13 protein-coding genes and 1 tRNA gene are annotated in these 13,407 nt (G+C 62.2%); 12 read left to right on the top strand and 2 right to left on the bottom strand.

Translation table 11 applies throughout. From position 1 onward, the window contains the following. The 7 genes from AC1DX0_RS20545 to AC1DX0_RS20515 all read left to right on the top strand — a co-directional run. Window positions 1-360: fimbrial protein (locus AC1DX0_RS20545; protein WP_477356630.1), on the top strand; the 360-nt coding region annotated here is incomplete at its 5' end. A gap of 39 nt (window positions 361-399) precedes the next feature. After that, entirely contained in the window at window positions 400-807 is a 408-nt protein-coding gene (locus AC1DX0_RS20540) for a VOC family protein (RefSeq protein ID WP_477223191.1), read from the top strand. 90 nt (window positions 808-897) lie between these two features. Continuing rightward, window positions 898-972, top strand: a tRNA-Glu gene (locus tag AC1DX0_RS20535). A 20-nt stretch (window positions 973-992) separates the two neighbouring features. Continuing rightward, entirely contained in the window at window positions 993-1,364 is a 372-nt protein-coding gene (locus tag AC1DX0_RS20530) for a hypothetical protein (RefSeq protein ID WP_477223192.1), read from the top strand. Between the two features lie 647 nt (window positions 1,365-2,011). Beyond that, a complete protein-coding gene (locus AC1DX0_RS20525; RefSeq protein ID WP_477223193.1) occupies window positions 2,012-2,593 on the top strand; it encodes a VOC family protein in 582 nt (193 codons plus the stop codon). Between the two features lie 29 nt (window positions 2,594-2,622). Further along, complete coding sequence (locus tag AC1DX0_RS20520; protein WP_477356628.1) at window positions 2,623-3,498, top strand: glutathione S-transferase family protein; 876 nt, start codon at window positions 2,623-2,625, stop codon at window positions 3,496-3,498. Window positions 3,499-3,870: 372 nt separating this feature from the next. Next, window positions 3,871-4,242, top strand: a complete 372-nt coding sequence (locus AC1DX0_RS20515) for a hypothetical protein (protein ID WP_477356626.1) — start codon at window positions 3,871-3,873, stop codon at window positions 4,240-4,242. Window positions 4,243-4,339: 97 nt separating this feature from the next. Here the strand turns inward: AC1DX0_RS20515 and AC1DX0_RS20510 are convergent, their stop codons facing one another. Continuing rightward, window positions 4,340-4,555 (bottom strand): hypothetical protein, encoded by a 216-nt coding sequence (locus AC1DX0_RS20510; RefSeq protein WP_477223196.1) that lies wholly within the window; start codon window positions 4,553-4,555, stop codon window positions 4,340-4,342. Window positions 4,556-4,834: 279 nt separating this feature from the next. Here AC1DX0_RS20510 and AC1DX0_RS20505 point away from each other — a divergent pair, with 279 nt between their 5' ends. Continuing rightward, window positions 4,835-5,785 carry a DUF2865 domain-containing protein gene (locus AC1DX0_RS20505; protein WP_477223197.1) on the top strand — a complete coding sequence of 317 codons (951 nt, stop codon included), beginning with the start codon at window positions 4,835-4,837 and terminating at the stop codon, window positions 5,783-5,785. Window positions 5,786-5,896: 111 nt separating this feature from the next. Beyond that, on the top strand, window positions 5,897-6,133 hold the full coding sequence (locus AC1DX0_RS20500; protein ID WP_477223198.1) for a hypothetical protein: 237 nt from the start codon (window positions 5,897-5,899) through the stop codon (window positions 6,131-6,133). A gap of 36 nt (window positions 6,134-6,169) precedes the next feature. Here AC1DX0_RS20500 and AC1DX0_RS20495 read toward each other — a convergent pair whose 3' ends face one another. Beyond that, window positions 6,170-6,493 (bottom strand): hypothetical protein, encoded by a 324-nt coding sequence (locus AC1DX0_RS20495; protein WP_477223386.1) that lies wholly within the window; start codon window positions 6,491-6,493, stop codon window positions 6,170-6,172. Window positions 6,494-6,709: 216 nt separating this feature from the next. Here AC1DX0_RS20495 and AC1DX0_RS20490 point away from each other — a divergent pair, with 216 nt between their 5' ends. From AC1DX0_RS20490 to pstC, 3 genes are all read left to right on the top strand, one after another. After that, on the top strand, window positions 6,710-10,873 hold the full coding sequence (locus AC1DX0_RS20490) for a PAS domain-containing protein (RefSeq protein ID WP_477356624.1): 4,164 nt from the start codon (window positions 6,710-6,712) through the stop codon (window positions 10,871-10,873). Between the two features lie 533 nt (window positions 10,874-11,406). Beyond that, window positions 11,407-12,462, top strand: a complete 1,056-nt coding sequence (gene pstS, locus AC1DX0_RS20485) for a phosphate ABC transporter substrate-binding protein PstS (protein WP_477223200.1) — start codon at window positions 11,407-11,409, stop codon at window positions 12,460-12,462. Between the two features lie 67 nt (window positions 12,463-12,529). Beyond that, window positions 12,530-13,407: phosphate ABC transporter permease subunit PstC (pstC, locus tag AC1DX0_RS20480; RefSeq protein ID WP_477356622.1), on the top strand; the 878-nt coding region annotated here is incomplete at its 3' end.

Raw genomic sequence — 13,407 nt, 5'->3', positions numbered from 1 at the left:
GATCAGGAAAAGCCGCTCGACCCCGGGGTCGAAAAGATGCGTGGCAAGCTCGTCCGCTTCATGGCCATCAATCTCGGCCTGCTGCTGCTGGCCCTTATGGTGGTGATCGCGGCGATTGTCTACAAAGCCCGTAAAGCACCATCGGTGACCCCGCCACTGGCTGGCGATATCCAGGTGCCCGCCGGCGAGCCGTTGAGTGGCGACATTGTGCTGCCGGTCGGCGCGAAAGTGGTCAGCCAGTCGCTGTCCGGCAATCGCATCTCGATCGACGCCGAGCTTGCCGACGGCAGCCGCGCGATCTTCATCTATGATATCGCCGAGCGCAGGCTGATCGGCCAGTTTGCAATTCGCAATAAATAGGCTGCCAGCAACGATGCAACAAACACGTTTGTCGCCGAAATGACCGGCTTTGCCGAACATCGGCGTGTCGCGACCGTGGCGCTGGTCGTCGCCAATTATGACGAGGCGATCGCCTGGTATGTCGGGCGGCTGGGTTTCCTGCTCCTCGAGGACGTCGATCTTGGCGGCGGCAAGCGCTGGGTCACGGTGGCGCCGGTCAACGGGCAGGGCGCCAGACTGCTGCTGGCCGAGGCGTCTGATGAGGCGCAAAGGCAAAGTATCGGCAACCAGACCGGCGGCCGGGTTTTCCTGTTCCTCGAAACCGACGACTTTGCCCGCGATCATGCGGCGATGCTGGAAAAGGGCGTCGAATTCCGTGAGGCGCCACGTTTCGAGCCCTATGGCACGGTCGCGGTTTTCGCCGATCTCCATGGCAATCTCTGGGATCTGATCGAGCCGAAACGCTAGGCCTGCAGCCGACTTTTCCCCGATAAGGGAAAGCGGCCGAACCCCAGTTGCTTTTTCTCAGCCGTCAGCCTATATCGCCGGTTCTTGAGCGCGCCCATCGTCTAGCGGTCAGGACACCGCCCTCTCACGGCGGGAACAGGGGTTCGATTCCCCTTGGGCGTACCAAGGATTTTCTGCCAGATGTGATGCTTGCGCAGTACGGCATGTTGCAGCAAGTTGGCGGCATGAAACAATTGGCTTTGCCGCTCCTCATTTCCGCGTCCCTGATTGCCCAGTGCAGTCCGTCGTTCTCCAAGGACAGGAAGATCACCGGCACCATTCGAGGTTTCGAATGTGGCGACAATTGCTATCTGACCATTGTCGACGGCAAGAAGGTCGAGCAAGTCGGCCTGTGTGCCGCGCCCGAGTGCGCAAGCTGGAACGAGCAAACCGTGATGCCGTCCCGCTACAAGGGAAAACGCGTGACCGTTACAGTCGGGCAAGGGCAGCAGGTCGATGACAGCGGCAATGTGATGGGAGAGATGATGTCCTTCACGAAGATCAGGTTTCTCGACTAGCCTTGGCGGCATTCAGACAAGGCACGATGTAGGTTGCTCTTGACTGGCGACGCCCGCGACCCGGCGGCTCGCATGCCCGAATACCCCCAATTTAAGTCAGCCCGCGGCGCTTGAAAGCGCAACAATCCCTGTTACTTACGAGGCCGGGGTAACATCTGCGGACAGCGGATTTTGGGTTTGGGTAGAGTTGGAATGGCGTCAGGGAAGATGATTTGCTCGCGCTGCCATGGCGGCGGCAAGATTTTCGATTGCTCCAGATGGAGCGAGTCGAAGGGGCATTGCTGCCCCCAAGGGACGCAYCAGATCAGTTGCCCGGGGAAGACCGTCGCGTGCGCCGAATGTGGCGGCCTGGGGATGCTGGTGGAAGCTGAGCTCAAGGCCGTCGCGTAGCCTCCGCTTCGGCAAGGACGCGACGAGGGCGGCTTCCGCGTTGCGATAGCGCCCGCCATCTCTTGAATTGATCCTCCAGGCTTTTACGGCCAAGAGCGGTTTCACCGTCATGCAATGATAGGGCTCGCCGCTTCTGGCGCGGCGGGGCCGATTGCATTAGCATCACGTCTGGATTTCGAGGCACAGCTCAAGCGGCACAGAGAATGCCGCGTGCCAGGCGGATCCGGACGGCAACCGATGCCGCGGGGAGAAGGCCAATGCAGAAGCTGCAATCGCAGGGCGTCCACCACATCACGCTGGTCGGCGCCGGGCGCCAGACGTCGATCGATTTCTGGGAAGGCGTGCTCGGCATGCCGTTCATCTTCGAGCAGCCCAACCTCGACAAGGCCAGCGAAAGCCATCTCTATTTCGATCCGGGTGACGGCCGGCTGATCACCATCTTCACCGATGAGAGCCGCACGCCGCAGAAACGACGCACGCCGACCGATCCGGGCTGCGTCCACCACATCGCGTTTGCGGTGTCGCGCGTCACCTTCCTGCAGGCGGTCGCCCGGCTCGGCGAGCGCGGTATCAAGCACAGCGGCGTCAAGGATCGCGGCTTCATGGATTCGATCTATTTCGAGGATCCGCTCGGCCTGCTGATCGAGCTCGCTTCCTACCGCTTCGAGCCGCCGGCTGGTTTCACCCATGCCGACGTGCTGATGCAGGCGCACCGGCTGCGCGTCGCGCGCGGCGATTACAACATTGCCGAGGTGCACCTCGCCGACGCGATCCAGGCKCTTGTCGAGAGCTCCCGCGCGACCCTGTCGGACGACCGGGCGCCGAAGAACCCTTACTGACGGCCAACAAAAACAGAGGGAGGACAATAATGGCAAAGACAGTGACCAAGAGTGCTGGGAAACCGGCGGCCAAGGCAGCCGCCAAGCCGGCAAGTAAGGCTGCGAAGCCTGCAGCCAAGCCGGCGCCAAAGGCTGCCGCGAAGGCGGCGGCAAAACCGGTGGCCAAGACGTCCGCACCGAARGCCAAGGCGAAAKCGGCGAAAAAGCCGGCGCTGAAGCTCAGCATGCTGAAGCCGAGCGTCAACAACATGACGGTGCGGGTGTTCGCCCGCGCGGCCGGGTTCGAAGCCGCCGAGACCGACGCCTGGGGCCACACGCGCTCGCCGGAATATTTGGCGCGCAATCCGGCGCATCTGACGCCGATGATCGAGGACAAGGGGCTGCCCAGAGGCGTGCTTTGGGAAAGCTGCGCCATCATGCAGTATCTCTCCAACAAGCACGGGCTGGAGAAATTCTATCCGAAGGCGCCGGCCAAGCGGGCGATGATCGACAGCGCCATGTTCTACCTGATCGGAACGCTCTATCCCTATGTGGCGCGCGCCACCTATCCGGCGCTCGGCTTCCCGCACTATGCCGGCGAGGTCGGCCACAGCGATGCTCATCCCGACAAGAAGTCGGAAGCACAGAAGGCCGCTATGGCCGCGATCGCCGAGCCGCTGGAGGTTTTTCACAGCTTCTTCMGGGACGGCAAGCCGTTCATCGGSGGCAAGAACCCGTCGATCGCCGATATCCGGCTGGCGGCGACGCTCGAGTTCCTGGCGGTCATCGACTACGCCCTGCCCAAATGGGCGAAGGAGTATATGGCGGCTATCGAGAAGAAGCTCGGCAAGGCTTACGCCGAGCCAGCCGGCGACGTGCGTGGCTATATCGCTTATGTAAGGTCGCAGGCGAAGGCCTCAGCTTAAGGATTCGTTAACCTAAGCCCTGTCTACTGCTGGGAATTCGCCGCGCGACCACGGATGTACTGGCGCACTATCGGCGGAAGGAAAGGTCGGCTCCGTGCCGGCCTTTTTGCTTTTAGAGCGGTTCACCGTTTCATGGAAACGGCGAACCGCTCTAACGCTTTGTTTTGACGCAATTCCTGACGAAAAACCGCTCACACTTTTCCTGGAATTGCTCTAGCGGGCCTCATGCCGGGACATCGCGCGACGGTGATCAGGCAGCGCCGAAGCATCAACTTTTTGCGCCAGTATATTGTCACCGCCGGTGTTGGCTCTAACATCCCTTTCAGCGGATTCGGCTTGGAATGCCGACCTGGAGTGAGATGAGGGTTTGCGATGAAATGCGTGGCARCAATGCTGATGATCGCTGGTGGCACGCTGGCTGGAACGCTTCTCCCGTCACAGGCAGCAGTGCTCAATACGATGGATGATGTCGGGGCCGCGATCCAGGCGTGCTGGACGCCGCCAGCGGATGCCGGGAAGTCGACCGTAACCCTGAGCTTCAGCTTCAAGCGTGACGGCTCGCTGATCGGTCCGCCGCGGCCGACCGCCGCCAAGGTGGCCGGTGATGACAAGGCGCGGAAGGCGTTCATCGATGCCGCCATCGCGGCCGTCAAGAATTGCACGCCCCTGACCCTTTCGCCGGCGCTGGCGAAAGGCATTGGCGGCAACGTCTTCACGCTGCAACTGGCTTCCCCAAAGCAATAGCGGCTCGAGCGATCTTTCATCGAGAAATCGCCGGACCAAAGCGCGTCGCCGGGCAAGGCTGTCCGCCTCCGCCAAGCTGCTTTTCACAACCAATTGCTCAATGGCTCAGGCGCCGAACCTCGGCATGCCGTGCCAGGTCCGGTGTCTCGAATACATAGTCGCTCCAGGCCGATTCCGGGATTTGCCCGGCCAGATAGCACTCCAGCAGCAGGCTTTGCTCGGGATTGAGCGGTCGTGGCGCGCGCTCATGATCCAGCCCGAGAGAATGGAAAAGGTTCCTTGTCAGTTCCGATACCGTGAAGTGGATCGACATCTGCGTTCTCCTCTGCCTATCAACGCCGCAGTCAGGCAAAGGTTTCAGCGTCAGCTGCCGATAACGCCGGATTGATCGTTGGCTGATGCCATAGCCCGGCAATCTCGACAGTCGCCGGTCTGACCGCATTGTTTTCCGGGTCGTCTCAATCTTGAAATAAAAATGTAATATCGAATTTACAGGGGCCATTCTATTACAATAGATGAAGGCCTACTCAGGTCATAATTCTTTAATTATTAGGTATAGCTCATTTAGTCGAAAGTTACCCCAGTCGAATGAATGTGGTCCCAGTCCGTCAACCGCAAGGACAATGTCGTCGCGATGATCCGCTCCTGGCTTCTCATCATGATCGCGCTGACGGTGGCCGCCTTTGCGCTCGGCACGACGTCTTCCCTTGCGGATAGTTGCAGCGCGATCAGAGGTCAGTTGCTTTCCGGCGGCCGCGGTGGGGGCGTGAGCCCTGAATTGGCGCAGTTGCGTCGCCAGCTTGCGGCGATCCAAGGCCTGGAGAGGCAGCGCCGGTGCACGGCGCAAAGTGCCACGGGCGGCTTCTTCAACGCTTGTGCCGATCTTGCCAGAAACCGGACGGAGGTGCTGCGCCAGATTGCGGCTGGTTCCGGCCGGGACGTTTCGGGCCTGCAGGCACGGTTCGCGGCGCTTGGCTGCGGTGCGAAGGATCAGCGCCCGAAGACCCAGTCCACGGCGGGCGGAGCGATTTATGCCGGCAATTCGATGCTGTTTTGCGTGCGCCTGTCGGATGGTTATTTCTTCCCCGCGCCAAAGTCGCAATTCGCCGGCAGCGAAGATGTCAAGGATATGGCCGATCAGTGCCGTTACATCTGCGACGATCCGGCCGTCGATCTCTACATGCTGAGCGATGCCAGTCTGGAAACCGAAAAGATGGTCGCGCTTGATACGCGCAAACCCTACACTGAACTGCCGTCGGCTTTCCGCTACCGGGACGATGCCAATTTCAAGGCCTGCGACGCCAAGCGCTACTACCAGCGGGTCGCCGAACTGAGGGCAAGGACTGTGACGCCGACAGACATGAGCAATGCCATCATTCCGCTGCCGCAGTCAAAGCCGGACGTCGGCAGCCCGGAAGTCGGCAGCGTTGCGGCAATCCCGCAATCCGAGGCGGAGGCTCTGGGTGTCGCTCAGGAGCAGTCGATCGAGGCCAGCAAGCGGCCAGTGCGCGTGGTTGGCCCGGCCTTCTTCCCGGCTGAATGACCGCCGCTCTACCTGCGCATCCATCAGATACAGGTTGCGGCGGGCTATAGGACCGTCTGGAACAGAGGGGCGCTCACGGCGTTGTGGTCGACATCAGCCAGGAGAAACGCCATGGCCACGTTCAGGGAAATGCGGGTTCTGGAGATCGTCGAAAACGGCTCCCTGACCAATGACGAGAAGATAGCCGAACTGCGTGAGATCGAATCCGAGGCGCGGGGCCTGCAGCGGGCCGCGTCGGAGAGTTCCATGGGCGACGATGACGGCTGGCAGGACGATTTGCGTCAGGTTCGCTTTGCGCTCGACAAGCTTGGAGCGAAGGAACCGAAGAAGGGCGCGGCATCGCTATAGGCCCTGTCCGCACAAGGCTCGAGATTTTTCCCGAAATTATTCGCAGACCATGCGGACCCGCTGTCCTGGCGCGCTTACGTTCTTGCACGCCAATTGCTTTTCCGGGTCAGAGGGCGGGGGAGGCGGCGGGGAAAATCTCGTCTGATGCCGTCTCTGCACGCCAGGTTTAAAAACCTTGCGCTCGGAAAATCGTCCGGGCGGCGACTGTGGCGGCACCGGAAAGGCGCCGTTGTCGACCTGCGGCGCGTAGTCGACATTGGGCGGCGGCCGGTCCCAGAAGCGCCTGGCGTCGAGCGGCCGCGGAATGATGACCGTGCCGTCATAGCTGCGCGAACAGCCACTGCCGAAAAGCAGCACCACGCCCAGCAAGAAAGGCCCTATCCGTCCAATCATAAGCAACACCCCTGCACAGGCTTATAACGCGGCCTTGGTGCACCCGACAACCGGACCGAATAACGCAGGAGGAACGGACTGGTTGCGCCGTTAAGGTTAGCGGATCGTTAATGCTTCTCGGGCACATTCCGCCGACGAACCGCGGAGGGAGGGTTCGGCCTTGATTTTCGGGGTGGGGGCAGCATGGCGGAAGCGGAAGAAGCAATCGGCGCGCGCGGCAAGCGTGGGCCCGGCAAGGCGGTGCACCGCGGCGACGCGCCGCCATGTGCAGACATGGATTCGCCCGACGCCCTTCGCCAACTGGTCGAGGCTGGCTCGGATTGGATCTGGGAGACCGACGCCGAACTGCGATTCTCCTGGCTTTCCCCCACCTACCAGGCGGCCACCGGTATCGATCCGGCTGATGTGCTCGGCCGGTTCCGCTTCGATTTCCTCAATCAGGGCAACCACAGCGCGGCAGCGCATCTGGAGGATCTGCAGGCGCGCCGGCCCTTCCGCGACTTCGTCTATGAATTGAAGGGAGGCGGCGCCGACTGCCGCTGGGTGTTGACCTCAGGCTTCCCACGGTTTGACGGCGAAGGAAAATTCGCCGGCTATCGCGGCATAGGCCGCAACGTCACCGCGCTGGCCAGCGCCTTCGAGACCGCTGAGCAGAACCCGTTGCCGGGTAGCGAACCCGACCGGCATCTTGCCGATCTCGAACGGACAATGGACGCCATGCACATGGGCGTCGTGCTTCTCGATGCCAAGCTCGACACGCTGATCGTCAACAAGGCCTATCGCGATCTGTCCAGGATCCCGGATGATGCAGTGACCGTCGGCGCTCCGTTCAGCCAGTTGATGGACCTCAACCGCCGCAATGGCATCTATGGCGACATCGACGACCTGCAGTGGCAGCGCTACCTCGCCACCCGTATCGAGGAGATTAGCGCAGGCTTCGTCGCGCCACGCGAATTTATCCATGCCAACGGCAGGACGATGATATTCTCGGTGACGGCGCTGTCCGGGGGCAAGCGGCTGTTGACCTACTATGAGGTCACCGAACTCAAGCGGCGCGATGCCGAGATCGAAAGCGCCAACGCCAAGATCGCCGAGACCTTCGTCAATCTGCGCACCATGGTCGACCAGATGCCGATCGGCGTTCTCGTCATCGATGCCGATATGCGCGCCGAAGTCATCAATCGCGCCTTCTATGACTTCTGGAGGATCGACCCAGGCCGTGCCGGGATCGGCTCGGCCTTTCGCGAGCTGATGGAAGCCAGCCGGGGCATTGACCCTTACGGCGCCGATGAAATTGCCTGGCAACGTCATACCGCCGAGCGCGAAGCCGAAATCAGGGCCGGCGTCGCCGGCTCCAGACAATTGCCACACAATGACGGGCGCACGCTTGTCGCATCACTGGCGCCGCTGGCCGGAGGCAAGCGGCTCATTTCCTATGTCGACGTCACCGACATGAAGGGCCGCGAGACCGAGGCACAGGATGCGCGCAAGCATCTCGCCAGCGTGCTGGAATCGCTGCCGGCCGGCGTCATCATCTACGACCGCGACGACAAGTTCGTCTTCGCCAACCGCAAGCTGCAGGACTCGCTGCCGGCGCTGAAGCCCGTCTGGCAGCCCGGCTGTACCTTCCGCGAGGCGCTGGAGTTCGGCCATGCGGTCGGCTATTTCCGCTCGTGTGGCGATCCCGAGCTCGACAAGCTTTACGACGTTGACACCGAACGCTGGGCCGACGGCGTGCTGGCGCGCTACCATCTACCGAATTCGTCCTATGAGCGCCTCAATGCGGACGGTCGCTGGTACCAGGTCTACGACATGCGCACCGAGGACGGCACGTTCATCGGCGTGCGCGTCGACATCACCGACATCAAGAGCCGTGAGGCGGCGCTGCGCGATTCGATGCGCCAGATCGATCTGTTCCGGCACGTCATGGACGAGTTGCCGGTGGCCGCCTTCATCAAGGCGCAGGATTTGAGCATCGAGTTCGTCAACAAGGCCTGGTGCGCGATTACGGGCCTTGCCAAGGAAGACGTCATCGGCCGGACCGACCGCGAGCTGTTCGGCACGCAAGACGCGGAAAGCTACAGCCATGACGACACCGAGGTCGTCGTAACCGGCAAGGGCCTCGAGGTCGAGGAGCCCGTCACCCATCTCGACGGCACGGTGCGGCAGTTGATGACGCGCAAGAGCCGGCTGGTGGCCATCGACGGATCGATGCACCTGGTCGGCTCCAGCACCGACATCACCGACGTCAAGGCGCGCGAGCGGGCGCTGGAAGAGAGCATGCGCGAGAACGAGGTGTTCCGCAGTCTGATCGACAACGTACCGGTGTCGATCTACGCCAAGCGCTCCGATCTCAGGCAGTTCTATGTCAACAAGGGCTGGTGCGACCTCACCGGTCTCAGCAGGGAAGATGCGATCGGCAAGACCGACATCGAGATTTTCGGGGAGGACGGCGAGGCTTTCGTGGCCGGCGATCTGGCCGTGCTGCGCACCGGCGACACCCAGGAGATCGAGGAGACCGTGCGGCTTGCCGACGGCAGCGTCAGGCATCAGTTCGCGCGCAAGGGCGCGATGATCGCGTCGGACGGTTCGCTCTACCTGATCGGATCGACCACCGACATCACGGAACTGAAGATGCGCGAGGCCGAGCTCAGCGAGGCGCGCCAGCGCGCCGTGCTCGCCGACCGCGCCAAGTCGGAGTTCCTCGCCAATATGAGCCATGAGATCCGCACGCCGATGAACGGTGTGCTGGGCATGGCGGAACTCCTGGCCAAATCCAATCTCGATCCGAAGCAGAAGACGTTCACCGACATCATCGTCAAGTCGGGCAACGCGCTCTTGACCATCATCAACGACATCCTGGATTTCTCCAAGATCGATGCCGGCCAGATGGTGCTCGATCCGGCACCCTTCAACCTTGCCGAGGCGATCGAGGACGTGGCGACGCTGGTGTCGACGCGCGCCAAGGAAAAGGACCTCGAGCTCATCGTGCGTGTCGAGCCGAGGCTCGAAAGCCTGTTCATCGGCGATGTCGGCCGCATCAGGCAGATCGTCACCAACCTCGTCGGCAATGCGGTGAAATTCACCGATGAGGGCCATGTGCTGGTCGATGTGACCGGCGAGAAGGTCCCGACCGGAACCAAGCTGACGATCTCGGTTACCGATACCGGGATCGGCATCCCCGAGGAAAAACTGAAACTGGTGTTCGAAAAATTCAGCCAGGTCGACACCTCCTCGACACGGCGGCACGAGGGCACCGGGCTTGGCCTTGCCATCACCTCACGACTGGTCGAGCTGATGGGCGGCACCATCGGCGTCGAGAGCGCAGAGGGCAAGGGCTCGACCTTCTGGTTTACCGTGACGCTGCCCAGGGCCGGTCAGCAGAACGGGCAGCGCATCATGCCGGTGGACGTGACGGGCGCACGCGTGCTGATCGTTGACGACAATGCCGTCAACCGGGCCATCCTGACCGAGCAGATGACCTCGTGGACGTTCGATTCCTGTGCGGCCGAGAGCGGCGCCGAGGGCCTGAAGGTGCTGATCGCCGCCGCTGCCTATGGCGTGGCCGTGGATTGCGTCGTGCTCGACTACCAGATGCCCGAGATGAGCGGCGCCGAAATGGCGCGCATCGTGCGCAACACCGAAGGCCTCGCCGACACGCCGATCATCATGCTGACCTCGGTCGACCAGTCGCTCGCCAACACCAGCTACCGCGATCTCGGCATCGATGCCCAGCTGATCAAGCCGGCGCGCTCCTCCGTGCTTCTGGAAACGCTGGTGGCGACCATCCAGCGCCATCGCCACACCATGGATGGGCCGGTTCAGCAAATCGCAACCGAGAGGCTTGATGCCCCCCAGCGGCCACCGCTGGCGCCGTACGAACAACGCGCGCAATTGCAGCCGCCGCCGGTTCGTCCCAGGCTGCCTGCCACCGGCGATGGCGGACACAGGCTGGATATCCTCGTGGCCGAGGACAATGAGGTGAACCAGATGGTSTTCACCCAGATCCTCGGCGAGACCGGCTACGGCTTCGAGATCGTCGGCAAYGGCCGCAAGGCGCTCGACGCYTTCGGCMRGCTCARTCCGYGCATGATCCTGATGGATGTCTCGATGCCKGAGATGARCGGGCTCGARGCSACSGCCGCSATYCGCCGGCTGGARSARGARASCGGYACGCATGTSCCGATCGTCGGCGTCACCGCGCATGCGCTKAAGGGCGAYCGCGAGCGCTGCCTGGAGGCGGGCATGGACGACTATCTGCCAAAGCCGATCAGCCCCAGGGCCCTGCTGGAGAAAGTCGAGCGCTGGATCGGCGCCGGCAGCCAGGTCCAACGCAACGCGGGATAGCATCCGGCCGCGTGGTTTCAGGGATCCGAGGAGGCAAGCCGAGGGAATCAATCGCCGATTTGCTGCTACCCCTGCGTGCAATGCCTATGGTGCGATCGCACCATATCAAAGGCCGCGCCGAGCCGGGACAATGGCAACATCGAATTCCGCCCTTGCAGTTACGGGCGGGAGCAGCGACCGCCAGTATGGAACAGCGTCAACCTACCCCAACGGACCTGTTTTTGGCGATGGCCCGGCCATGACACGCTCTGGTCTTGAGCAGCGCACTCCCGTCCGGATTTTCTTCACCTGAAAAAGCCCCGCCGAATCCGGCGGCGGCTCGAGCCGGTGGATGGCTCAAGCCACTGATTCCGGGGGCAAACTCGGATCAGGCCATGATCGCCCGACGCCACCGCCTTTTCCAGTGCCGGCAACGCGTTACCGGGCTGACACGAAACTGTCATGCGACTGTTATAATCGAAGGCTATTGGCCTCAGCGGGCGCTGGTTAGGAAAACGCGCCGAGAGACCATCTTCCGAACAGGAGCAGGCCACATGAGACATTTCATCCGCTCGGCGGCCGTTGCGATCGCAATGGCTACAGCGTCTACCTTCACCCTTTCCGCAGCAATGGCAGCTGACCTTTCCGGCGCCGGCTCGACCTTCATCTACCCGGTGTTCGCCAAGTGGGCCGACACCTACAAGAAGGATACCGGCATCGGCCTCAACTACCAGTCGATCGGTTCCGGCGGCGGCATCAAGCAGGTCATCGCCAAGACCGTGACTTTCGGTGCCACCGACAAGCCGATGTCTGACGCCGACCTGGAAAAGAACGGCCTCGTGCAGTTCCCGATGGTGATGGGCGGCATCGTGCCGATCGTCAACCTCACCGGCGTCAAGCCGGGCGAACTCGTCCTCGACGGCCAGACGATTGCCCAGATCTATCTCGGCGCCATCACCACCTGGGATGATGCCGCGATCAAGGCGCTGAACCCCACCCTCACCCTGCCGTCGACCGCGATCGCCGTCGTACATCGTTCGGACGGCTCGGGCACCACCTTCAACTTCACCAACTATCTGGTGAAGCTCTCGCCCGACTGGAAGGACAAGGTTGGTTCGGACACGGCCGTCGAATGGCCGACGGGCGTTGGCGCCAAGGGCAGCGAAGGCGTTGCCAACACCGTCAAGCAGACGGATGGCGGCATCGGCTACGTCGAATACGCCTATGCCAAGCAGAACAACCTGTCCTACTCCAAGATGCTGAATGCAGCCGGCAAGGTCGTCGAGCCGTCGCTCGAATCCTTCGGCGCTGCCGCTTCGAATGCCGACTTCAAGACTGCCAAGAACTTCAACGTCATCATCACCAACGAGCCCGGCGACGCCACCTGGCCGATCGCGGCTTCCACCTGGGTGCTGATCCACAAGGCTCCGGATGATGCCGCCGCCACCGGCGAAGCCCTGAAGTTCTTTGCCTGGGCCTACAAGGACGGCAAGGAAACCGCCAAGGCGCTCGACTACGTCTCGATCCCCGACAGCGTCGTCGACCTGATCAAGGCTTCGTGGAAGACCGACATCCAGACCGACGGCAAGCCCGTCTACGCCGGCGAGTAACATCCCTTGAAGGAGCGCCGCGCTTGCGGCGCTCCTTTTCCTTCAATTCGAAAGAGCCGAGCTTGACATGAGCGCTGTCCAGGAAGCCTTGCCAGCCGTTAGAGGTTCGCGTGATGCCATCGTCCGACGCTTCGCGCTGACCGACTCGATCTTCCACGGAATGACCCGTGCTGCCGCGATCCTGGTGCTGGTCCTGCTCGGCGGCGTTGCGATCTCGCTGTTTGCCGGCTCCTGGCAAGCCCTCTCGACCTTCGGCTTTTCCTTCCTGACCAGCGAAAGCTGGAACCCGGTGACGGAGAAATTCGGTGCCCTGGCGCCGATCTACGGCACCATCATCACCTCTGCCATCGCCATCCTGATCGCCGTGCCGCTCGGCATCGGCATCGCCGTCTTCCTCACCGAGCTTTGCCCACGCCCGCTACGGCGCCCGATCGGCATGGCGGTGGAACTGCTGGCCGGCATCCCTTCGATCATCTACGGCATCTGGGGCCTGTTCGTGCTGGCACCGTTCCTGCAGACGACGGTGCAGCCCTTCGTCATCAGCGTGTTCCACGGCATTCCCGGCCTCAACAGCCTGTTTGCCGGCCCGCCCTACGGCATCGGCCTGCTGACGTCGTCGATGATCCTGGCCATCATGGTGCTGCCGTTCATCACCTCGATCACCAAGGACGTCTTCGACACGGTGCCTCCCGTGCTGAAGGAATCGGCCTACGGCATTGGTTGCACCACCTGGGAAGTAACCCGCCGCGTCGTCATTCCCTACACCCGCATCGGCATCATGGGCGGCGTCATGCTCGGCCTCGGCCGCGCGCTCGGTGAAACCATGGCGGTGACCTTCGTCATCGGCAACGCGCACCGCATCTCGACCTCGCTGTTCGCGCCGGCAACGACAATCTCCGCCACCATCGCCAACGAATTCACCGAAGCGGTCGGCGATCTCTACAC

This window comes from Mesorhizobium sp. P3_A9, from assembly GCF_056402975.1.
This window is presented reverse-complemented; position numbering and strand designations above follow the sequence as displayed.

Bases quoted from the DNA above. Each gene is read 5' to 3' on its own strand.
- AC1DX0_RS20540 (WP_477223191.1), top strand. From the start codon at position 400: ATGACCGGCTTTGCCGAACATCGGCGTGTCGCGACCGTGGCGCTGGTC.
- AC1DX0_RS20530 (WP_477223192.1), top strand. From the start codon at position 993: ATGCTTGCGCAGTACGGCATGTTGCAGCAAGTTGGCGGCATGAAACAA.
- AC1DX0_RS20510 (WP_477223196.1), bottom strand. From the start codon at position 4,555: ATGTCGATCCACTTCACGGTATCGGAACTGACAAGGAACCTTTTCCAT.
- AC1DX0_RS20505 (WP_477223197.1), top strand. From the start codon at position 4,835: ATGTGGTCCCAGTCCGTCAACCGCAAGGACAATGTCGTCGCGATGATC.
- AC1DX0_RS20500 (WP_477223198.1), top strand. From the start codon at position 5,897: ATGGCCACGTTCAGGGAAATGCGGGTTCTGGAGATCGTCGAAAACGGC.
- pstS (WP_477223200.1), top strand. From the start codon at position 11,407: ATGAGACATTTCATCCGCTCGGCGGCCGTTGCGATCGCAATGGCTACA.